This window comes from Streptomyces sp. NPDC001744 (assembly GCF_042892575.1).
Lineage (GTDB): Bacteria > Actinomycetota > Actinomycetes > Streptomycetales > Streptomycetaceae > Streptomyces.
Window position 1 is genome coordinate 1 of sequence record NZ_JBIAUG010000011.1, and the last position, 21,508, is coordinate 21,508.

The window sequence follows — 21,508 nt, forward strand, 5'->3', positions numbered from 1 at the left end:
GCCCCGGGGGCGGGCCGGGGGGCCCCGGGGGGGGGGGGGGTGGGGGCCCGCCCCCCCCGCCCGGGGGGGCGGCGGGGCGCCCCCCCCCCCCCCCGCCGCCCCCCCCCCCCCCCTCTCCGTCGTCGGGAGTTCCCGGCGGGGGCGCCGGGACGCTCAGCGGCGCACCGCGCGCAGCACCACGAACTTCGGGTCGCTCGCGACCAGTTCGCTGTTGCCGAAGATCCGGCGGAGGGTGACGTGGTGGCCGAGGTGCCGGTTGCCGACGACCCGCAGTTCCCCGCCGGGACGCAGGACGCGCCGGGCGTCCGCGAACATGCGGCGGGCGGTGCGGTCGGTGGTGGCCTGGTGGCTGTGGAACGGCGGGTTGTTGAGGACCAGGTCCACCGAGTCGGGGGGCAGGTCCGCGAGGCCGTCGCCGACGAGGAACTCGGCCGTGCGCCCGTCGCCCGCGTGGGCCCGGAAGTTCGCCTCGGCCGAGGCGACGGCCTGGTACGACTCGTCGGTGAAGACCAGTTCCGCGCCGGGTTCGGCGAGGGCGACGGCGAGGCCGACCACCCCGTTGCCGCAGCCGAGGTCCGCGACCCGGGCCCGGCCGAGGTCCCGGGGCAGGTGGGCGAGGAGGAAGCGGGTGCCGATGTCGAGGCGGTCGGCACAGAAGACGCCCGCGTGGTTGACGACGGTCCGGCCGGGGAGGCCGGGCGCGGGGGTGTCCGCCGGGAGGGCGTACCGGTACGGCCAGGGGTTCGGGCCCGGCGCGGCGGCGGGGCCGGGGGTGGTGTGGATCAGCCGGGCCTTCTTCACCGCGAGCGAGGTGCGGGTGGGACCGAGGACGCGCTCGAAGAGCTTGAGCGTGGAGGTGTGGATCTCCTTGACCATGCCGGTGCCGACGATCACGGTGCCCTCGTGGACGGCGGGCGCGAGCCGGTGCAGCTGGTCCTCCAGGAGCGCGAGGCTCTTGGGGACGCGGACGAGGAGCACGTCGATCCGCGCGGGCGGCGGGTCCTGGGTGGTGAGCAGCCGGACGGCGTCCGGGGCGGCCCCGGCGCGCGCGAGGTTGGTCCGGGTGGCCCGTCCGCCGAGGTAGGAGTCGGTGATCTGGACGAGTTCGCCGGGTCCCGCGGCGTGGAGGGCGGTGACGAGGGCTCCCCAGCGGTCGCCGAGGACGGCCACCGTGCCGGAGAGGTCGGTGCCGGTCTCGGCCAGGTGCCCCAGGAGGTACTCGTCGGACGCGTCCCAGGCGCGCAGCGGGTCGCGCGGGTCCTCGGGATGGCGGGTCAGCGTGAAGGCGCCCCATGACGTGCTCAAACGGTTCATCGTGGGTTCAGGCTAGCCGGTCGGGGGCCGCCGCTCCTCCCGCCGCCCGGCGCCCCTCCCTTCCGCCCGCCGCCGGGCGGAAGCGGCGCGGGGGCCGGACGGCGGCGGTCAGCGGAGGGCCGCGTCGAGCCGGAGGTGCCAGAGGCCGGGACGGCCCGCCAGGGTGACGGTGGAGAGGGGACGGACCTCCACGTTCCAGTACGCGGAGGGCGGCGCCTTCAGGGCGTACACGAGGGCGGCCCGTACGACGGAGGGCTCGGCGACGGCGACGACGGCGCCGTCCTCGGCGGGGCGGGTGTCGAGCCAGTTCCCTATCCGGACGATGAAGGCGAGGAGCGGTTCGCCGCCGTGCGGGGCGGTGCGGGCGTCGGTGAGCCAGGCGTCGACGGCGGCCGGTTCGAGGGCGGCGACCTCGGCGAGGGTGAGACCGCGCCAGCGGCCCATGTCGCAGTCGCGCAGGGCGGGCTGGACGAGGGGCGCGTAGCCGAGGGCGGTGCCGGTGGCGCGGCTGCGCGGGGTCGGGGAGCAGTAGCGCAGTTCGGCCGCGCCGAGCGGGACGAGCGCGGGCGCGGCCTGCTGCACCTCGTACCAGCCGGTCTCGTCCAACGGCCGGTCGTCGTCGAACCGTTCGGCGAGCAGGGAGGAGCTGCGCGCCGCTGTGACGAGCGTCACCCGAAGACTCATGGCCGCGATCGTGAGGCCGGTGGCGCCGCCGGTCAAGGGATCGCTCCGGAAGGGCGCGGGGGCCCGGCTCACCCCTGTCCGAGAGACATCAGCTTGTCCGGATTTCGCAGTGGCGTGAAACCCACCTTCTCGTAGACGCCGTGCGCGTCGTCGGTGGCGAGCATGACGCGCGTCAGCCCGTACGGCTCCAGGAGGTCCAGGACGGCGGTGACGAGCGCGGTACCGAGGCCGGTGCCCCGGGCCGGGCGGTCGACGTAGACGTCGCAGAGCCAGGCGAAGGTGGCGTAGTCGGTGACGACGCGCGCGTAGGCGGCCATCTCGCCGGTCTCCCGGTGGTAGGCGCCGACGTTGAGCGAGCCCGCGACGGCCCGGTCCTGCTTCTCCCGAGGTCGGCCGTGGGCCCAGTACGAGTCGGTGGAGAGCCAGTGGTGGACGCGGGCGGCGTCGATCCGGGCGCGGTCGGCCGACATCTCGTACGCCCCGTGCGGGACGGGGCGCTCCGGGGCGGGGGTGTCGCTCATGGACGAAGGCTCCCAGGAACGCGCGGTCTTGTCAGGCGGTTTCGCCGGGCGCCGGGCCGGCCGAACCCCTCGCGCGGCCCGGGGCCGGTGGGCGGCCGGTGAGCTCGTCCACCGCCGCGCGCAGGCGGTCCACCCCCTCCACGAGCTCGGCGGGGCCCGCGACACCCGCGAAACTCAGCCGGATGTGCCCGGCGGGCGGTTCCGCGCAGAAATAGGGGCGGCCGGGGGCGACGGCGGCCCCGGCGCGCAGGGCGGCGGCGAGGAGGGACGCCTCGGGCAGCGCGTCGGGCAGACGCAGCCAGAGGTGGTGGCCGCCGGAGGGGACGTGCGGCAGGACGAGTTCGGGGAGGTGGCGGGCGAGGGCCCCGGTCATGACGTCCCGGCGGCTCCTGAGCTCCCGGGAGACGGCGCGGAGGTGGCGGGGCCAGGCCGGGGAGCCGACGAGTTCGAGCGCGGCCTCCTGGAGCGGACGGGGGACGAAGAAGCTGTCGACGACCTGGATGGCGCGCAGCCGTTCCAGGACGGGGCCGCGGGCGGCGAGGGCGCCGACGCGGAGGCTGGGCGACGTGGGCTTGGTGAGGGAGCAGACGTGGACGACGACGCCGTCCGGGTCCTCGGCGGCGAGCGGGGCGGGCAGGGGCGGGGCGTCCTCGTGGACGAGGCGGCGGGCGAAGTCGTCCTCGATGACGAAGGCCCCGGCGGCGCGGGCGATGCGGACGGCCTCCCGGCGCCGTTCCGGTCCGAGGACGGCCCCGGTCGGGTTCTGGAAGAGCGGCTGGCAGACGAAGACGCGGGCCCCGGTCGCGCGGAAGGCGGCTTCGAGGTGCTCGGGACGGACTCCCCCGGCGTCGGCGGGGACGGGGACGGGGCGGAGCCCGGCGGCGCGGGCGGCGGCGAGCATGCCCGGGTAGGTGGGCGACTCCACGAGGACGGGGGCGCCGGGCGGGGCGAGGGCGCGCAGGGCGGTGGTGATCGCGGACTGCCCCCCGGCGGTGACGAGGATCTCGGCGGCGGTGACGCTGCCGCCGATCTCGCGGGCGAACCACTCGCGCAGCTCCGGCAGGCCGTCGGTGGGCGGCCTGCCCCAGGCGCCGGGGCGGCGGCCGGCACGGGCGAGGGCGGCGGCGAGGGCCTGCGCGGGCTGGAGGGAGGGGTGGAGGTAGCCGCCGTTGAACTCGATCACCCCGGGCGGGGGCGCGGAGAGGGTGACGAGGACGCCGGAGGCGTCCACGGTCCGGGGGACGGCCTCGGTGGCGGTGTCGGCGCTGAGGGACACCTCCTGCCAGGAGGTGTCCCCGACGGCCGGGGCGGGGGTGCGCGGTTCGGCGCGGAAGGCGCCCGCGCCGGGACGGGTCACGACGAGCCCCTCGGCGGCGAGCTGGGCGAGGGCGCGCGTGACGGTGACCGGGGAGACGCGGTAGTGCTCGACGAGCGCTCGACTCGATGGCAGTTTCTCACCCGGAGAGTAGCGGTTGAGCTCCGCTCGCAGGGATTTCGCCAGTTCGGTGACGCTGCTACGCTGACGCATGAGAGCACACGATAGCGCTACCGAGCCCACGACGATAGCGGTCACGGCCCCGCCCCTCCGGGCGGACGGACCGGCCGCGTCCGGCACCGGGCGGCCCGCGGCCGCCGGCGGGCCCGCGGTCGCCGGCTCCCTCCGCACCGGGAGCGGGGCCGGTCGGTCCGCGCCCGGCGGAGCCGGGGCAGGCGCCGACGCCGGTCCGGCCGCGGCCGGACGGCCCCTGCCCGCCCGGCCCGCCCCCGACTCCCGGGTCCGGGGCACCCTGCTCGCCGGACTCGGCGTGGTCGCGTTCTCGCTCACCTTCCCGTCGACCGTCTGGGGCCTGGAGAGCTTCGGCCCCTGGTCCCTGGTGGCCGTGCGCTCCACCCTCGCCGCGCTCGTCGCCGGCGTCTTCCTGCTCGCCGGCCGGGTGCCCCCGCCGGAGCGGCGCCACTGGGCGGGGCTCGCGGTGGTCGCCGGCGGGGTCGTCGTCGGCTTCCCGCTCCTGACCACCCTGGCCCTGCGGACCTCCACCACCTCCCACGCCGCCGTGGTGGTGGGCCTCCTGCCGCTCACCACGGCGGCCCTCGCCGCCCTGCGGACGGGGCGGCGCCCCTCCCGCGCCTTCTGGGCCGCGGCCGTCGCCGGCGCCGCGGTGGTGCTCGGCTTCACGTTCCAGCAGAGCGGCGGGGCGGTCTCCAGGGGCGACCTGTACCTCTTCGGGGCGCTGCTCGTGTGCGCGGCCGGCTACACCGAGGGCGGCCGCCTCGCCGCCCTGATGCCGGGCTGGCAGGTCATCGGCTGGGCCCTGGTCCTCTGCCTGCCGCCGATGCTGGTCGCCTCGGCGGTCACGCTGTCCGTGGAGCCGGTCCGCCCGAGCGTCCACGGCGTCCTCGGCCTGGTGTGGGTCGCCGCCGGTTCGACCTTCTTCGGCCTGTACGTCTGGTACCGGGGCATGGCCACGATCGGCATCCCGAAGGCCAGCCAGCTCCAGCTCGCCCAGCCGCTCCTCACCCTCTTCTGGTCGGTGTTCCTGCTCGGCGAGACCCTTCCCCTGGCCGCCCCCGCCGCGGCCGTCGGGGTCCTGGTCTGCATCGCCGTCACCCAGCGGACGAGGTCCTGACCCGGGTTCCGCCGCGACGGCGGACCGGTGCGACGGCGAGCAGGCGGGCCGGCGCGACGGAACCGGGTGTCCGGGGTCACCATGGAAGACGGAGGCCCCGAGGAGGGCGGAACCGGATCGGCCGCGAGGAGGTCACTCCGATGCAGGCGAGCGTGGGCGACACACTGCTGGTGCACGGCCGGACCGTGGGTCACGACGACCGTACGGCCGAGGTCCTGCAGGTCCTGGGGGAGGACGGCGCTCCCCCGTACCGCGTGAGGTTCGACGACGGACACGAGGCCCTGGTGTCACCGGGCCCCGACACCGTCGTACGCCACGACGCGGGGGCGGGGGCCGGCTGAGGCCGGAGCCGCCCGGGGACGGCTCCGACGGGAGCCGCTCCGGCACGGCCCCGGCGGCGGTTGTGCCCCCACGGCCCCGGCGGGCGGGCCCGCCGGAGACCGCCCCGGCGGGAGCTACCCCGGCGGGCGGACCCTGGTCGGGTAGTGGTCGGCCACCACGGCGGCCATCGCCCCGATCCGGTCCTTCGCCACCGCCTTCGCCGAGAAGAAGCAGTGACCGCCGACCCCGGGGTACCGCTTGGCCAGCTCCAGGTGGCGCGAGAGCTCCCCGGGGTCCTGCCAGGCGGCGGGCTGGGCCGGGTCGCCCGCCTTGTAGAGCGCCTCGCCGATGTAGAGGCCGACGCCCGTGCCGCGCACCACCTCGTCCCACCAGGGCACCAGCTTGGCGTAGTCGGCCGGGGCCAGGCCGATGTGCCAGTACAGCTGCGGCACGATGTGGTCGATCCACCCCTCCCGGACCCAGGTGCGGGTGTCGGCGTACAGGTCGTCGTACGTCTGGACGCCCGCGTCGGTGTCCGAGCCCTCCGGATCGGTGCCGGCGTTGCGCCAGACCCCGAACGGACTCACCCCGAAGGCCACGTCCCGCCCGGTCTCCTTGATCCGGGCGGACATCTCGGAGACCAGCAGGTCGGTGTTGTGCCGCCGCCAGGACGCCCGGTCGGGGAAGCCTCCGCCGTACCGCGCGTACGCCTCGTCGTCGGCGAAGACCTGCCCGGCGACCGGATACGGATAGAAGTAGTCGTCCCAGTGCACGGCGTCGATGTCGTAGCGGCGCACCGCGTCCAGCATGGCGTCCTGCACGAAGCGCCGGACCTCCGGCAGCCCCGGGTTGTAGTAGAGCTTCCCGCCGTAGGGCAGCACCCACTCCGGGTGGAGCCGCGCCGGGTGGGAGGCGACGAGCCGGGCCGGGTCGGTGTGGCTCGCCACCCGGTACGGGTTGAACCAGGCGTGCAGCTGGAGGCCCCGCGCGTGGGCCTCGGCGACGGCCGTGCCGAGGGGGTCCCAGCCGGGGGCGCGGCCCTGGGTTCCGGTGAGGCACGCCGACCAGGGTTCGTAGGGCGAGGGCCACAGGGCGTCGGCGGACGGCCGGACCTGGAGGACCACCACGTTGAGGCGGCGTTCGGCCGCCGTGTCGAGGTGGACGAGGAGCTCGGCGCGCTGCTGCTCGGCGGTCAGGCCCGGCTTCGAGGGCCAGTCCAGGTTCGCCACCGTCGCCAGCCACATGCCGCGGAACTCCGCGCGGCGGCGGCCCGGCCCGCCTCTCGCCGGGCTCCGCACTTCGGGCAGCGCACCCGCCCCCACGGCTTCCCGGGCCGTTCCGGAAGCCGCTCCCTGCACCGTCGCGCCTGTCGTTCCCGTCACGGCGAGCGCCGTCCCGGCGGCTCCGGTCACGAACCTTCTTCTGCCGATAAGCGTCATTTGTTCCCCTCCTCTGTCGGATACGTCACACCCACCGGGACAGCATGCCCACCCTGGGCGATCGATCATCGGTTAATGAGCGGTAACGTCGTGGGGTCGAGGCGGACGCGCGGAAACACACGGGCCCGCCGCCAGCAGAGAGCGAAAGGCACGAGGTGACGGACTCCATGGCCGACATTGAGCGCGTCGGAGTGGTGGGCTGCGGTCAGATGGGCGCGGGCATCGCGGAGGTGTGTGCCCGGAGCGGTCTTGAGGTGAAGGTCGCCGAGACCACCGGCGAGGCGCTGGAGATCGGCCGCACGCGGCTCTACAACTCGCTGGCGAAGGCCGCCGAACGCGGCAAGATCAGCGAGGAGGAGCGGGACGCGGCGCTCGCGCGCCTCAGTTTCACCACCGACCTGGGCGAGTTCGCCGACCGCGACCTCGTCATCGAGGCGGTCGTGGAGAACGAGCAGGTCAAGACCGAGATCTTCCAGGTCCTCGACCAGGTGGTCGTCCGGCCGGACGCCATCCTGGCCTCGAACACCTCCTCCATCCCGCTGGTGAAGCTGGCCGTGGCGACCTCCCGCCCCGACCAGGTCATCGGCATCCACTTCTTCAACCCGGCCCCGGTGCAGAAGCTCGTCGAGCTGATCCCGGCCCTCACCACCTCCGAGGGCACGATCAGCCGGGCCCAGGCCTTCGCCGAGAAGACGCTCGGCAAGCACGCCATCCGCGCCCAGGACCGTTCGGGCTTCGTGGTGAACGCGCTGCTCGTGCCGTACCTGCTCTCCGCGATCCGGATGTTCGAGTCGGGCATCGCGAGCCGCGAGGACATCGACAACGGCATGGAGTTCGGCTGCGCCCACCCGATGGGCCCGCTGAAGCTGTCCGACCTCATCGGCCTGGACACCATCGCCTCGATCGCCGACTCGATGTACGCGGAGTTCAAGGAGCCGCTGTACGCCGCTCCCCCGCTGCTCCAGCGCATGGTGGACGCGGGCCGGCTCGGCCGGAAGACGGGTTGGGGCTTCTACCCGTACGCCTGACCCCTCCGGTCCCAGGACCACTCTCCGCACCACCCGGACGGCCCGTACACCCGCACAGGTACGGGCCGTCCGGCACGTCTCGGGGTCCCGGGAGGGGCGGGCGGCGGGCGCCCGTGCGGTGGTGCCGTCGCGGCGGGGGATCACAGGGGGACGCGCAGCGCCCCGTCGATGAGCGCGGCCGCCTCCCGGGCGTCCGCCGCGCCGCTCGTGAGCAGGTGCTCCCGCACCTGCCGCAGCCGGTCCCGCAGCCGTCGCGACTCCATCCCGCGCGCCCGCTCCGTCATCTCCACCGCCGTGCGCGCCCCGCCGTCGGCCTCGCCCCGCCGCAGCTCGACCCGGCACAGGACGGCGAGCCGGTGCACCCGGCCCCGGTCGTGCGAGGGCGCCGCGACCGACGCGACGGCGTGCTCGTGGGCGGCCGGGAGGTCGCCCAGGCAGAGGAGGGCCTCGGCGATCTGCACGTCGACGAGCCCCGGTTGCACGTACCCCGTCTCGGCGGGCTCCTCGCCCGGACGGATCCGCCCGGCCGCCGTCTCGGCCCGCCGGACGCAGGCCAGCGCGGCCGCGCCGTCGCCCAGGCGCGCGTACGCCTTCGCCTGCATCGCCGTCAGGTCGGCGGTGAGCGCCGGGGTGATCCGCCGTCCCGCCGCCCGCAGCGCCGCCTCCGCGAACGCCACGGCCTGCCGGTACTCCCCCAGGCACAGCGACTGGTTGACGAGGAGCGCGATCACGTACCCGCCGAGCCCCCGGTCCCCGCTCGCCTTCGCGAGCCGCAGGGCCTGGTGGAAGTAGCGCTGGGCCAGACCGTGCGCGTCCGCGTCGTAGGCGCAGATCCCGGCCACCGCCACGAGTCCGCCGGTGGCGCGGTGCAACCGGCGCCCGAGGGCGTCGCCGTACGCGCCCCGGAGCAGGGGCGCCGTCCCGGTGGTGAGGAAGCCGACGATCCGGGCCCGGGTCGCGACGCCCCCGGCCTTGCGGTACATCTGCTCGTAGTGGACCCTGGCGGCGGTCAGCACGTCGATGTCGGCGGCCGAGACGGCGGTCCGGCCGGTGCGGGAGACGTCCGCGTCCTCCGGGGGGTTCTCCCACTCCCACACGGGCATCACCGCCGGAGTGCCGGTCAGGACCGGCGCGGTGACGATGTGCGGCCGCCGCTGCTCGTCGGAGCGCCAGAGGGCGGCCGCCCGCTCCACGAAGCCGGGGAGCGGTGAACCGGGTGCCGTCGCCGGCCCGTGCGGCACCCCGAGGCCGATGTCGTCCAGGGTCACCTGCCGGCGCAGCCGCGCGGCGAGCACCTCGCAGATCAGGTCCGGCACCTGGCCGCGCGGCCGCTGCCCCTTCAACCAGCGGGCCACGGCGGTGTGTTCGTAGCGCAGGGTGAGGCCCCTGGCCCGGCCGGCCCGGTTCACCCGGGCGGCGAGGCCGGCGTGCGAGACGCCCGCTTCGTCGAGCAGGGCGTCGAGCAAGGTGTTGGGCTGCATGGCCGCTCCGGTCGCTCGGTGAACTCAGCGTAGCGGTGGCCGATTTCGTACGGGGCGGAGTGGCGCGGAATGACCTCGTACGGGTCCGTCCCGTACGAGGCGGACCCCTACGGGACGGTTTCGCACGGGGTGTGAACGGAGCACCCCTCCTCCCGCCCCGCGCGCTCTGCCGCGCCCGTCCCGCCCCCGGTTGACTGTGTTCCTCGCCGCAAGGCGACGACCGGTCCGCCGGGCTCCCCCTCGTACAGTGCGGCGGTCCGGACCGTGCCGCCCGCCCCGCCGACCTGCCCGGCACTCCGTGGCGGGACGGGCGGCGCCGGTCCCGGTCCCCTCCGCTCAACGGCGGGAGGAGGGGGCCGGGCGGGAGCGCCGCTCCCACGAAGCGGATGCCCGTGGTTCCGGAGAACGGCGGAGGGCCGCCCCGGGAAACCCCGGGGCGGCCCTCCGTGTTCTTCGGCGTTCTTCGGTCTTCTTCGGTCTTCTTCGGTCTTCTTCGGTCTTCTTCGGTCTTCTTCCGTGCGGGACGTCAGGCGCCGCGCAGGACGGCGCCCGTGCGCTCGGACGCCAGGGCGACGGCCGCGTCGCGGGCCGCGGACGCCTCGTCGACCGTCAGGGTGCGGTCCGGGGCGCGGAACCTCAGGGCGTACGCCAGGGACTTGGTGCCCTCGCCGAGCTGGTCGCCGGTGTAGACGTCGAACAGCCGGACGGACTCCAGGAGTTCGCCCGCGCCCTCGCGCAGGGCGGCCTCGACCTCGGCGGCCGGGACGCCGGCGGCCACGACCAGGGCGACGTCCTGGGTGGCGACCGGGAAGGAGGAGATCCGGGGAGCCTTCACGGGGCCCCCGTTCGCCTTCTCCAGGAGGTCCAGGTCGATCTCCATCGCGCAGCTGCGCGCCGGGAGGCCGAACGCCTTCACCACGCGGGGGTGGAGCTCGCCGGCGTGGCCGACGAGGACCTTCTCGCCGTCCACCTCGACGTGGAACGCGGCGCAGCGGCCCGGGTGCCACGGGGCGTGCTGGTCCGCGCCGACGATCAGCTCGGCCCCGGCCGCGGCGGCCACGGTCCGGCCGGCCTCGATCGCGTCCGCCCAGTCGGACGGACGTCCCCTGCCCCACCAGCCGGCCTGCTCGCGCGTGCCGGCGAGGACGACGGCGGCGCGGCGCGGCTGCGCGGGCAGCACGGCGTCGATCCCGGCGATCTCCTCGTCGGTGGGACGCCGGTCGACGGGCAGCCGGACGGCGATGCCGGGCTCCCCCTCGGGCCGGAAGACCAGACCGGTCTCGAAGAGCGCCAGGTCGTGGCTGCCTCGGCTGTCGTTGCGGCGGAGCGCGCCGAGCAGGCCCGGGAGCAGCGTCGTGCGGAGCGCGGGCTCCTCGTCCGAGAGCGGGTTGGCCAGCCTCACGAGCCGGCGCCGGGCGTCGTCCGCGTCGAGGCCGAGGTCGTCGAGGGCCTGCTCGCCGATGAACGGGTAGTTCAGGACCTCGACGTAACCGGCGCCGGCCAGGGCGCGGCCCACGCGGCGGTGGGCGCGCTGGCGCTCGGTGAGCCCGCGGCCGGCCGGGGGCCTGGGCAGCGTGGAGGGCAGGTTCTCGTAGCCCTCCAGGCGGACGACCTCTTCGGCGAGGTCGTTCGGCGCGTTGAGGTCGGGGCGCCACGAGGGCACCGTGACGACGAGCTCGTCCTGGCCGTAGACGTCGCAGCCGACCTCCTGGAGGCGGCGGACGACGGTCTCGCGGCCGTACTCCGTGCCCGCGACCTTGTCCGGGTGGTTCGCCGGCATGGTGATGGTGCGCGGCGCGGACGGGGCGGAGACCTCGGTGACTCCGGCCTCGGCGGTGCCGCCCCCGAGCAGCACCAGCAGGTCGACGCAGCGCTGGGCCGCGGCGCTGGGCGCCTTGGGATCGACGCCTCGCTCCCAGCGCTTGGAACCCTCGGTGGAGAGCTTGTGGCGGCGGGAGGTGCGGGCGATCGTGATCGCGTCGAAGTGCGCGGCCTCGATGACGATCTCGGTGGTGCCGGTGACGATCCCGGTCTCGGGGTCGGTCTCCGGGTCGGCGATCTCGGTGTGGGCGCCGCCCATGACACCGGCGAGGGCGATGGGGCCGCTGTCGTCCGTGATCAGCAGGTCCTCGGGGTCGAGGATGCGCTTGGCGCCGTCGAGGGTGGTGATGGTCTCGCCGGGCTCGGCACGGCGGACCCCGATGGGCCCGTTGAGCCGGGTGCGGTCGTAGGCGTGGAGCGGAGTGCCCAGCTCCAGCATCACGTAGTTGGTGATGTCGACGGCGAGCGAGACGGACCGCATGCCGGCCTTCTGCAGCCGGCGCTGCATCCAGATCGGGGTGCGGGCCTCGGGCGCCACGCCGACGACGGTGCGCGCGGTGAAGCGGTCGCAGCCGAACGGGTCGGCGATCCGGACCGGGTAGCCGTACGCGTTGGGCGCGGGCACGTCCAGCAGCGCCGGGTCGCGCAGCGGCAGCCCGTAGGCGGTGGCCGCCTCACGGGCGACGCCGCGCACCGAGAGGCAGTAGCCGCGGTCCGGGGTGACGGCGATGTCGAGGACCTCGTCGAACAGTTCGAGGAGGACCGTGGCGTCGGTGCCGACCTCGTACTCCGGGGGCAGCACGATGATGCCGTGCGAGCCGTCGTCGCCCATGCCGAGTTCGTCGCCGGAGCAGATCATGCCCCGGGAGACGCGGCCGTACGTCTTGCGCTCGGCGATCCGGAAGTCACCGGGGAGGACGGCGCCTGGCAGGGCCACGACGACCTTGTCGCCCTCGGCGAAGTTCCGCGCGCCGCAGATGATCTCCTGGGGCTCGCCGGTGCCGTTGGCGTCGCCGACGTCGACGGTGCAGAAGCGGATGGGCTTCTTGAACTCCGTCAGCTCCTCGATGGTGAGCACCTTGCCGACCACCAGGGGGCCGGACAGGCCGGTGCCGAGCCGCTCGACGGTCTCGACCTCCAGTCCTGCCGAGATGAGCTTGGCCTGGACGTCCCGGCCGGTCTCCGTCGCCGGCAGGTCGACGTACTCCCGCAGCCAAGAAAGCGGGACCCGCATCAGATCTCCATCCCGAACGGCCGGGTGAACCGGACGTCACCCTCGACCATGTCTCGCATGTCTTCGACGTTGTGGCGGAACATCAGCATCCGTTCGATGCCGAACCCGAAGGCGAATCCGCTGTACTTCTCGGGGTCCACACCGCAGGCGACGAGCACCTTCGGGTTGACCATGCCGCAGCCGCCGAGCTCGATCCAGCCCTCGCTGCCGCAGGTGCGGCAGGGGCGGTCCGGGTTGCCGACGGACTCGCCGCGGCAGACGTAGCAGAGCATGTCCATCTCGGCGGACGGCTCGGTGAACGGGAAGTAGTTCGGGCGCAGCCGGGTCTTCATGTCCGAACCGAAGAGCGCCTGGACCATGTGGTCGAGGGTGCCCTTGAGGTCGGCCATGGTGAGCCCCTCGTCCACGGCGAGCAGCTCGATCTGGTGGAAGACGGGGGTGTGCGTGGCGTCGAGCTCGTCGGTGCGGTAGACGCGGCCGGGGCACACGACGTAGACCGGGGGCTCCCGGTCGACGAGCGTGCGGGCCTGCACCGGGGAGGTGTGGGTGCGCAGGACGACACCGGACTCGTCGCCGGTGGTGGCCTTCCCCTCGGGGGAGGTCCCCCGGACGAAGAAGGTGTCCTGCGTCTGGCGCGCCGGGTGGTCCGGGAGGAAGTTGAGGGCGTCGAAGTTGAACCACTCCGCCTCGACCTCGGGGCCTTCGGCGACCTCGTACCCCATGGAGACGAAGACGTCGGAGACGCGCTCCATGAGGGTGGTCAGGGGGTGGCGGGCGCCGGCCGGGACGCGGTCGTACGGCAGGGTGACGTCGACGGCCTCCTCCACGAGGACACGGGCGTCGCGCTCGGCCTCCAGCTCGGCCTGGCGGGCGGCGAGCGCCTTGGAGACGGCGCCGCGGGCCTGGCCCACGAGCTTTCCGGCGGCGGCCTTGGCCTGCGGGGGCAGGGCGCCGATCTCCCGGTTGGCGAGCGCCAGCGGTGAGGTGCCACCGGTGTGCGCGGTCTTCGCCTGCGCGAGCGCGTCGAGGTCGCCCGCGGCGGCGAAGGCGGCGAGCGCCTCGTCCCGCATGCGCTCGATCTCTTCCGGTTTCAGCGCCTCGACCTCGACCGGGTCGTACGACTTATTGGGTGCGGACATCTCTTCCCGTGCTTCCGTTGGCTTGGCTGGGCGGCCCCGCTCGACGTCAAGGGCGCAAACGTGCCAAAGGTCGAGTCTAACGGGGCGGGGGAACGCGCATGAGCCCGTGGGCGGACCGGGCGGCTCCTGATCGTCCTCGGTCTCGACGGGCGAGACCTCAGAGGAGGTGGGCCGGGGTGCCGACGGGCAGGATAAATCGGAACTCGGCACCGCCGCGGGGGCCCCGTCCGACGGTGATGGTGCCGCCGTGGGCCTCGACCACGCCCTTGACGATGTAGAGGCCGAGGCCGGTGCCGCCGCGCTTGCTGCCCCGCCAGAAGCGGGTGAAGACGCGGTTCATCGACTCTTCGGGGATGCCGGGGCCCTCGTCGCTCACGGTGACCTCCGTCCCCTCTTCTCCGCCGTCGTCCGTCGTGGTGGGTGCCACCTCGATGGTGACGGTTCCCTCTCCGTGACGCACGGCATTTTCGAGGAGGTTGCCGAGGATCTGGTCGATCTTGTCGGGGTCGGCCCAGAGCGGCGGCAGCTGGGGCCTGATCCGTACGAAGAAGCGGTCCGGGGCCTGGCCGCCGGCGGTGTGGGCGTGGACGTGCCGGCCGACCGCCGCCGCGATGTCGACGGGCTGGCGGCGGACCTCCAGCCGGCCGGAGTCGATGCGGGAGATGTCGAGGAGTTCCGCGATGAGCCGTTTGATGCGGCCGGCGTCGGCGTCGACGGTCTCCAGCATCAGCCGCTTCTGCTCGTCGGTGAAGCGTTCCCACTTCCGCAGGAGGGTGGCGGTGAAGCCCTTGACGGAGGTGAGCGGGGAGCGCAGCTCGTGGGCGACGGTGGCGATGAGCTCGGCGTGGCTGCGTTCGGTGCGCCGGCGCGCCTCGGTGCCGCGCAGGGAGACGACGACCCGCCGGACCGGCCCGGTGGGGTACTCGCGGACGTACCGGGCGGAGACCAGGACCTCGCGGCCGCCGGGGAGGAGCAGGTTGCGTTCGGGCTGGCCGCTGCGGGTGGCGAGCCCGCCGTACGGGTCGGTCAGCGCCCACCAGCGGCGTCCCTTGAGGTCCTCCAGGGGCAGCGCCCGGTCCAGCGGGAGGCCGAGGGCCCGGTCGGCGGGAACGGCGGTGACGCGGGCGGCGGCGGCGTTGAAGCAGACGACGCGGCCGGTCTCGTCGGCGACGACGAGGCCGTCGGGCAGGTCGTCGGGGTGGATGCCGGGGAAGCCGCCGGCCTCCTCCCCTTCCCGGGCGCGCGGACCGGCGCTCCGTGCCTGTGCGGGAGTGCCCGTACCGACCGTCATCCCCGTTCCCCGCCTCTCCGCGCGGCGCAAGTGGGCCCCGAGTGCGTCACTCTACTGGGCGGCGGGGGCGGAGCGGCCCCCTCCGGTCCGTTCAGGCGGAGGCGCGGGAGCGCTGGGCGCGCGCGGAGGCGTACAGGCAGACGGCGGCGGCGGTGGCGAGGTTGAGGCTCTCGGCCTTGCCGTGGATCGGGACGCGGACGACGGCGTCGGCGAGGGCCCGGGTCTCCTCGGGCAGCCCCCACGCCTCGTTCCCGAAGATCCAGGCGGTCGGCCCGCCCATGGTGCCCGCGTCCAGCTCGGCGTCCAGGTCGTCCTGTCCGGCCCCGTCGGCGGCGAGGACGCGCACGCCCGCGCCCCGGAGTCCGGCGACGGCCTGTTCGACGGGGACCCCGACGGCCACCGGCAGGTGGAAGAGGGAGCCGACGGAGGCGCGTACGGACTTGGGGTTGTAGAGGTCCACGGAGGCGTCGGTGAGGACGACGGCGTCGGCGCCGGCCGCGTCGGCGCAGCGCAGCACGGTGCCGGCGTTCCCGGGGTCGCGCACGTGGGCGAGGACGGCGACCAGCCGGGGCCGGGCGGCGACGATCTCCTCGAACGGCGAGTCGAGGAAGCGGCAGACGCCGACGAGCCCCTGCGGGGTGACGGTCTGGGAGACCTCGGCGAGGACGGCGTCGGAGGCGTGGTGGACGCGGGCTCCGGCGGCGCGGGCCGCGTCGACGATGGCGGCGTGACGTCCGGCGGCCTCGACGGTGGTGAACAGCTCGACCAGGGTGGGTTCCCCGCTGGGGCCCCGGTGGTCGACGGCCTCGCGGACGGCCTGCGGTCCCTCGGCGATGAAGAGGCGGTCCTTGCCCCGGAAGGCGCGCTTGGCGAGCCGCCGGGCGGCGACGACGCGCGGGGAACGCGGGGAGATCAGCTCGGGGGTGACCATGGCGTGCGGGGGTTCTCTCTTCGGGGCCGGGGGCTGCGGGGTCCGGGGGGCGGCGCGCTCCGGTACGGCGCGGGGCCGCGCGGTCCGGGCGTCTCGGGGGCCGACGCACCCGGACCCGCAGGCGCGTGGGCGTCTGCGGGTCCGGGCGGAGGTACTGCGGCCTGGAAGATCAGGCGGCGGCCTTCGGGGCGTTGACGTCGGCCGGGAGGGCCTTCTGCGCGACCTCGACCAGCGCGGCGAACGCGTTGGCGTCGTTGACGGCCAGCTCGGCGAGGATCTTGCGGTCCACCTCGACGTTGGCGGCCTTCAGACCCTGGATGAGGCGGTTGTACGTCATGCCGTTCAGGCGGGCAGCGGCGTTGATGCGCTGGATCCACAGCTGACGGAAGTCGCCCTTGCGCTTCTTGCGGTCGTTGTAGTTGTAGACCAGCGAGTGGGTGACCTGCTCCTTGGCCTTGCGGTACAGGCGCGAACGCTGACCGCGGTAGCCCGAGGCCTGCTCGAGGATCGCCCGGCGCTTCTTGTGGGCGTTGACTGCCCGCTTGACGCGTGCCACTTGTTTTACTCCTTGTAGCGGGGTCGTGGTGGTCCTCACACGACCCGGAAAACGGATGGAACCCGGACTCGGCCGGATGCCCTCGTCGCCGAGGGCGGGAGATCAGATCAGATGCCCAGCATCTTCTTGATCTTGGCGGCGTCACCCGGGGCCATCTCGGCGTTGCCCGTGAGGCGACGCGTCAGCTTGGACGACTTGTGCTCGAGCAGGTGGCGCTTGCCGGCGCGCTCCCGCAGGATCTTGCCGGAGCCGGTGACCTTGAAGCGCTTCTTGGCACCGGAGTGCGTCTTGTTCTTCGGCATGGCGCCGTTCTCTCCTCGTCAGTGGCGCTCCCCCGGTGCGGGCACCGGACATCCGGGAGCGTCAGTTCTTCGTCTGGTGGTTCCGGGCGGGGCCCGGGGCTGCCTGGGTGGCAGCCCGCCGGGTCACGCCTCGGGGGTCTCGGCCGGAGCGTCGGCCGAAGCCTCGGGGGCCGGGGTCTCGGCGGCCGGGGCCTCGGACGTCTCCTCGGAGGTGACGCCCTGGCGCTCGGCCTTGCGTGCGGCCTGGGCCTCACGCGCCTCGGCCATGGCCTCGGTCTTCTTCTTGTGCGGGCCGAGAACCATGATCATGTTCCGGCCGTCCTGCTTCGGGTTGGACTCGATGAAGCCAAGCTCCTCGACGTCCGACGCCAGCCGCTGCAGCAGCCGGAATCCAAGCTCGGGGCGGGACTGCTCACGACCACGGAACATGATCGTGATCTTGACCTTGTCGCCCTGCTTGAGGAACCGGACGACGTGACCCTTCTTGGTGTCGTAGTCGTGCGGGTCGATCTTCGGCCGGAGCTTCATCTCCTTGATGACCGTGTGCGCCTGGTTCTTGCGCGCCTCACGGGCCTTCATGGCCGACTCGTACTTGAACTTCCCGTAGTCCATGAGCTTGCACACGGGCGGACGGGCGTTCGCCGCGACCTCGACCAGGTCGAGGTCGTACTCCTGTGCGAGCTCCAGGGCCTTGGCAAGCGGAACAATCCCGACCTGCTCGCCGCTGGGTCCGACAAGTCGCACCTCGGGAACGCGAATCCTGTCGTTGATGCGGGGCTCGGCGCTGATGGATCCTCCTCGGTAGCACCACGCGACCGCCTGGCGGACGGACGCGCAACGTCTGTTTCTGAGACCAACCGAGCCGGCACATGAAAAATGCCCCGGACGGGACACAGGCGGGGCTCCAGGAAAATACCGGAACACCGCCGCGGTCAACCGCGGGGCGCACATCGGGCGGCTCCATCGTCCGTACGGAACGATGGGCGCCACCTGACCGGTGACCCGCCACCCGCGAAGGTGGTCAGGTGGGAGTACGGAGCCTCCACTTGTGGGCCGGACACACAGGTGTCCAGCCGGTCGTTACACAAGGTTAGCAGGACCCGCCGGTCTCCACCAACCGGCGGCGGCATATCGTGGGGGGCATGAGCGAGACGCCCCGGAACGAGAACCCGGACTCCCCCGACTTCGACGCCATGACCCGTGACATCGCGGAGGTCCCGGCGGTCGAGGTCATCGTGACCGTCGCCGTCAACCTGATGAGCGCCGCCGCCGTGAAGCTCGGGCTGACCGAGGAGGGCGAGAAGCACAAGGACCTCGACGAGGCGCGCAAGCTGGTGCACGCCCTCGCGGGGCTGCTGGACGCCGGCGCGACCGAGGTCTCCTCCTTCCACGCCGCGCCCCTGCGGGACGGCCTGAAGTCCCTCCAGCTCGCCTTCCGCGAGGCGTCCCTGATCCCGGACGAGCCGGGTCAGGGGCCGGGCGAGAAGTACACGGGGCCGGTGTACGGCTAGGTCTTCCCTCAGCTTCTTACGTAGAAGGGCTCGCCCGGGGGCGTGGCCGAGGCCGGCAGGAACGCCAGGTCGAGGCCCCGCACCAGGCGGGCCCTCAGCGTTTCGTCGGCCGCCAGGGCGCGCGCCACGCGCCGGGCGGCCTCCGCCGGGGCGGCGTCCCCGGCGAGGACCAGGGCGAGGGTGCCGTCGGCGGCGCCGGGCCCCAGGTGGGCGCGGAGGACGGCGGGCTCGGCGGCGACGGCGGCCCGGACCGCCTCCCGTACGGCGGGGTCGTCGAGCGGGTCGGCGCCGGCGCGGCCCTCGGCGAGGGCGAGCAGGGCCGGCCCGGTGACCTGGTACGGCACGGGGCCCGCGAGGTCGAGGACGAGCGTGTCCGCCTTCTCGTGGGCGACGGCCTGGAGCGCCTGGTGCAGCGGGACGGCGACGGGCCGGGCCTCCGGGTCCCAGAGGGCGAGCGAGGCGGTGGAGGTGAAGGCGGGCAGGGCCCGCCGGTCGCCGGCCGTGAGGGTGGGGACCGCCATGTCGCTGGTCTTCTCGCGGCGCAGGCCGTTCTCGTCGGTCTCGACCTCGCCGAGGACGGCGACCACGGGGACGAGCAGCCGCGCTTCGCGCAGGGCGTCGAGGACCGGCCCGTGGGCGGTCCTGTCCTCCGCCCAGGCCGCGAGGGCCGCGGCGAGCCGCGGGTCGGCCGTGCCGTCGTCTTCGGAGAAACCGGGGTCCGGGATGTTCTTGAGCGCCACGCCCCGAGCCTAACCGCCGGGTGGCGGCGCGCGGTCCGCCGGGTTCCGGCCGGCGCGGTGGGCGGTTCCGGCGGGGCGGGCGTCAGCCGGGGCGGTGGGCGCGCCGGAGCGCCACGGCGGTGAGGAGCAGCAGCGCGCCGAGGCCGCCGAGGAGGGGGGCGAGCAGCCCGAAGGGGCGGGCCTCCTCGGCGGGGGCCACGGGACCGGGCCCGAAGTGGCGGCCCCGGTACCCGGTGGTGGTGTTCTTCGGGTCGCCGCCCTTCAACCGGGCGCCCGCCTCGATCGCCGCGGCCGGGTCGACCGTCCCGTACCCCTTGTCGTCGCTGCGGCCGTCCTTCGGCCTGTCGCGGGCGGTGTCGGCGAGCAGGCGTTTGACCTGGGCCGGGGTGAGGCCGGGGTGGGCCGCCCGGACGAGGGCGACGGCCCCGGAGACGAACGCGGCGGCGGCGCTGGTGCCCCAGCCCTCGTAGTAGCGGCGGTCGGGGTCGGCGATGACGATGTCCACGCCGGGGGCGCTGACGGTGGCGTACCAGCGGCGGGTGGAGAAGGGGGCGCGGGCGCCCCAGCGGTCGACGGCCGTGACGGCGATGACGCCGGGGTAGGCGGCGGGGTACGAGACGTGGTCGCCCTTCTCTCCGCCGTTCCCCGCGGAGGCGACGACGGCGACCCCCTTGGCCAGGGCGTACTGGACGGCGGCGTCCTCGCCCGCGTCGGGGTGGGCGGACTCGGAGTCGTCGCCGAGGGAGAGGTTGATGACGTCGGCGCCGTGGTCGGCGGCCCAGCGGATGCCTTCCGCGAGGGCGGTGCCCCTGCTCTTGCGGGCCTTGTCCCGCTCCTTGTCGGAGGACTCCAGGATGACCCGTACGGGAAGGATCCCGGCCTCGGGGGCGACGCCGAGGACGCCGTCCCGGTCCCCGGGTCCGTGGCCGTGCCCGGCGATGATCCCGGCCATGGCGGTGCCGTGCCGGGCCCAGGCGCGGTCGCCCCGGGAGGCGCCGAAGCCGATGAGGTCGTGGCCGGGCAGGACGGACCCCGCGAGGTCCGGGTGGTCGGCGTCCACGCCGGTGTCGAGGACGGCGACGGTGACGCCCCCGCCCCTGGTGGTGCGCCACGCCTCGGCGGTGCGGAGGGTGTCGAGGCCCCACTGCCGGGCCCGGATGGTGTCGGCGTGCGCGGGGGCGGTGGTGGCGGGCAGGACGGAGAAGGCGGCGGCGAGCAGGACGGCGGCGGCGCCGCGCGCCCGTCGGCGGGCGGGACGGTTCACCGGGCCTTCTTCTCCTTCGCCGCCTCGGCGGCGGTCGTGCGCAGCAGGCGCGTCAGGCTCTCGGTGATGCCCTTGGCCTCGTGCCCGAGGCCGGACTGGGCGACGGCGTCGGTACGGCCCCCGGCCATCGCCCGGTCGGCGGGCTGGGGGGCGTCGACGGTCCGGCCGTCGGCGAAGCCGGAGACGGCGGTGACGACGACGGGGAGGTCCGCGGGGGCGCTCACCCACCAGCTCGCGCGCTGCCGGTCGCCGAAGCGGGCGGCGACGGTGGAGGGGCCGGACAGGGCCGGGGGGACGTCCTGGCCGAGGCGGGCGGGGAGGCCCTGGCCGAGGGCGCGCTGCGCGGTGGCGTCGGCGCGGGTGAAGACGAGGCCGACGGTGATCACGCTGCTGGCGGTGGCGTCGGTGTACGTGGCGCGCAGGACGCGCTCGCAGCCGAGCGGCTCGACGGTGGCGAGGAGCCCCCCGGCGAGGACGGCGGGCGAACAGGGGGCGTCGGGGGCGACCACGATCCGGGTCCAGGTGCGGGCGGCGGAGCCGGGACCGGCGCCGGGACCGGCGAGGGTGCGGGGGAAGAGGGCGTCGACGGGGGCGTTGTGCCAGAGCTCCCGGGCCTCGGCGTACCCGGCGGGTGCGACGGGCTTCCCGGACTCGTCGGCGGCCAGCCACACCCCGGCGAGAGCGCCGCCGATGAGGCCGGACCCGAGCACGGCGCAGACGGCGACGGCGACGGCCCGCCCGGCGCTCCGCCCCCGGACGGGGCCCAGCAGCGCGGTGCCCCCGAGGGGCACCTCGTACGACGCGGCGGGGGGACCGTAACCGGCAGGGCGGGGGTGGCCGGTGTGACCAGGGTGGCCGGTGTGGCCGTACGGCGGCACGGAGGGGGCGGGAGCGGGGGTGACGGGGGCGTTCGCCGGGCGCGGCGGAACCGGCCGTGCCGGCGCGGCCGGCGGAGCGACCGGTCCCGCCACCGGGACCACCGGACCCGGGGAAGGGGCAGTCGGACGGGCCGGTATCGACGGGGGCTCCGCCGGACGGGCCGGCACCGGCGCAGGCGCCGCCGGACGCACCGGACCCGGAGAGGGCGCGGGCGGACGCCGGGCGGGCGGAGGCGGGGGCTCCGGAGGCCGGGCCGGAAGCGGGCGGGCGGTCGTCCCGGTGCCGGACGGCCCGGCGCCGGACGGCCCGGTGTCGCCGGACGCCGGGCGGGCGGAGCCGGACGCCGCGGTGCCACCGGCCGCCGGGGAAGCGTCGGTGCCGGCCGCCGGGGAAGCGTCGGTGCCGGCCGCCGGCGGGGGGACGGG

20 protein-coding genes are annotated in these 21,508 nt (G+C 75.0%); 4 read left to right on the top strand and 16 right to left on the bottom strand.

The window, feature by feature from the left end:
• Positions 1-153: 153 nt before the first annotated feature.
• The 4 genes from ACFYZY_RS15145 to ACFYZY_RS15160 all read right to left on the bottom strand — a co-directional run bounded on the left by ACFYZY_RS15145 (position 154) and on the right by ACFYZY_RS15160 (position 4,047).
• Positions 154-1,314: a methyltransferase gene (locus ACFYZY_RS15145; RefSeq protein ID WP_388693620.1), complete on the bottom strand. Its 1,161-nt coding sequence runs from the start codon at positions 1,312-1,314 to the stop codon at positions 154-156.
• Between the two features lie 108 nt (positions 1,315-1,422).
• Positions 1,423-1,998, bottom strand: a complete 576-nt coding sequence (locus tag ACFYZY_RS15150) for a histidine phosphatase family protein (protein WP_388693622.1) — start codon at positions 1,996-1,998, stop codon at positions 1,423-1,425.
• A gap of 68 nt (positions 1,999-2,066) precedes the next feature.
• A complete protein-coding gene (locus ACFYZY_RS15155) occupies positions 2,067-2,519 on the bottom strand; it encodes a GNAT family N-acetyltransferase (RefSeq protein ID WP_388693624.1) in 453 nt (150 codons plus the stop codon).
• A gap of 31 nt (positions 2,520-2,550) precedes the next feature.
• Complete coding sequence (locus ACFYZY_RS15160) at positions 2,551-4,047, bottom strand: PLP-dependent aminotransferase family protein (RefSeq protein WP_388693626.1); 1,497 nt, start codon at positions 4,045-4,047, stop codon at positions 2,551-2,553.
• On the opposite strand from ACFYZY_RS15160, the gene ACFYZY_RS15165 reads away from it, so the two are divergent.
• The gene (locus ACFYZY_RS15165) at positions 4,046-5,146 is read left to right on the top strand and encodes a DMT family transporter (RefSeq protein WP_388693628.1); all 1,101 of its coding nucleotides are present in this window, start codon (positions 4,046-4,048) and stop codon (positions 5,144-5,146) included. The genes ACFYZY_RS15160 and ACFYZY_RS15165 overlap by 2 nt on opposite strands.
• Before the next feature lie 140 nt (positions 5,147-5,286).
• On the top strand, positions 5,287-5,487 hold the full coding sequence (locus ACFYZY_RS15170; protein ID WP_388693630.1) for a DUF1918 domain-containing protein: 201 nt from the start codon (positions 5,287-5,289) through the stop codon (positions 5,485-5,487).
• Positions 5,488-5,601: 114 nt separating this feature from the next.
• On the opposite strand, the gene ACFYZY_RS15175 is transcribed toward ACFYZY_RS15170, so the two are convergent.
• Positions 5,602-6,906, bottom strand: coding sequence for a glycoside hydrolase family 10 protein (locus ACFYZY_RS15175; RefSeq protein ID WP_388693632.1), 1,305 nt, complete (start codon positions 6,904-6,906; stop codon positions 5,602-5,604).
• Positions 6,907-7,073: 167 nt separating this feature from the next.
• Here ACFYZY_RS15175 and ACFYZY_RS15180 point away from each other — a divergent pair, with 167 nt between their 5' ends.
• On the top strand, positions 7,074-7,934 hold the full coding sequence (locus ACFYZY_RS15180; protein WP_388693634.1) for a 3-hydroxybutyryl-CoA dehydrogenase: 861 nt from the start codon (positions 7,074-7,076) through the stop codon (positions 7,932-7,934).
• Positions 7,935-8,074: 140 nt separating this feature from the next.
• On the opposite strand, the gene ACFYZY_RS15185 is transcribed toward ACFYZY_RS15180, so the two are convergent.
• The 8 genes from ACFYZY_RS15185 to infC form a co-directional block, all read right to left on the bottom strand.
• Positions 8,075-9,415 (bottom strand): transcriptional regulator, encoded by a 1,341-nt coding sequence (locus ACFYZY_RS15185; protein WP_388693636.1) that lies wholly within the window; start codon positions 9,413-9,415, stop codon positions 8,075-8,077.
• A gap of 526 nt (positions 9,416-9,941) precedes the next feature.
• Positions 9,942-12,470, bottom strand: a complete 2,529-nt coding sequence (gene pheT / locus ACFYZY_RS15190) for a phenylalanine--tRNA ligase subunit beta (RefSeq protein WP_388693638.1) — start codon at positions 12,468-12,470, stop codon at positions 9,942-9,944.
• Positions 12,470-13,609 (bottom strand): phenylalanine--tRNA ligase subunit alpha, encoded by a 1,140-nt coding sequence (gene pheS, locus ACFYZY_RS15195; protein ID WP_388693640.1) that lies wholly within the window; start codon positions 13,607-13,609, stop codon positions 12,470-12,472. Before pheS ends, pheT begins: the two co-directional genes overlap by 1 nt.
• 157 nt (positions 13,610-13,766) lie before the next feature.
• Positions 13,767-14,900 (bottom strand): ATP-binding protein, encoded by a 1,134-nt coding sequence (locus ACFYZY_RS15200; protein WP_388693642.1) that lies wholly within the window; start codon positions 14,898-14,900, stop codon positions 13,767-13,769.
• 91 nt (positions 14,901-14,991) lie between these two features.
• Entirely contained in the window at positions 14,992-15,831 is an 840-nt protein-coding gene (locus tag ACFYZY_RS15205) for a TrmH family RNA methyltransferase (protein ID WP_388693644.1), read from the bottom strand.
• A 169-nt stretch (positions 15,832-16,000) separates the two neighbouring features.
• A complete protein-coding gene (gene rplT / locus ACFYZY_RS15210; protein ID WP_003959820.1) occupies positions 16,001-16,387 on the bottom strand; it encodes a 50S ribosomal protein L20 in 387 nt (128 codons plus the stop codon).
• A gap of 107 nt (positions 16,388-16,494) precedes the next feature.
• The gene (rpmI, locus tag ACFYZY_RS15215; protein ID WP_015032399.1) at positions 16,495-16,689 is read right to left on the bottom strand and encodes a 50S ribosomal protein L35; all 195 of its coding nucleotides are present in this window, start codon (positions 16,687-16,689) and stop codon (positions 16,495-16,497) included.
• A 123-nt stretch (positions 16,690-16,812) separates the two neighbouring features.
• The gene (gene infC / locus ACFYZY_RS15220; protein ID WP_388693968.1) at positions 16,813-17,478 is read right to left on the bottom strand and encodes a translation initiation factor IF-3; all 666 of its coding nucleotides are present in this window, start codon (positions 17,476-17,478) and stop codon (positions 16,813-16,815) included.
• Between the two features lie 353 nt (positions 17,479-17,831).
• On the opposite strand from infC, the gene ACFYZY_RS15225 reads away from it, so the two are divergent.
• Positions 17,832-18,200, top strand: a complete 369-nt coding sequence (locus tag ACFYZY_RS15225) for a DUF1844 domain-containing protein (protein ID WP_388693646.1) — start codon at positions 17,832-17,834, stop codon at positions 18,198-18,200.
• An 8-nt stretch (positions 18,201-18,208) separates the two neighbouring features.
• On the opposite strand, the gene ACFYZY_RS15230 is transcribed toward ACFYZY_RS15225, so the two are convergent.
• The 3 genes from ACFYZY_RS15230 to ACFYZY_RS15240 form a co-directional block, all read right to left on the bottom strand.
• Entirely contained in the window at positions 18,209-18,940 is a 732-nt protein-coding gene (locus ACFYZY_RS15230) for an SseB family protein (RefSeq protein ID WP_388693648.1), read from the bottom strand.
• Positions 18,941-19,022: 82 nt separating this feature from the next.
• Entirely contained in the window at positions 19,023-20,204 is a 1,182-nt protein-coding gene (gene mycP / locus ACFYZY_RS15235) for a type VII secretion-associated serine protease mycosin (RefSeq protein ID WP_388693649.1), read from the bottom strand.
• A complete protein-coding gene (locus tag ACFYZY_RS15240) occupies positions 20,201-21,175 on the bottom strand; it encodes a hypothetical protein (protein WP_388693651.1) in 975 nt (324 codons plus the stop codon). The genes mycP and ACFYZY_RS15240 overlap by 4 nt, the downstream gene beginning before the upstream one ends.
• Between the last annotated feature and the right edge of the window lie 333 nt (positions 21,176-21,508).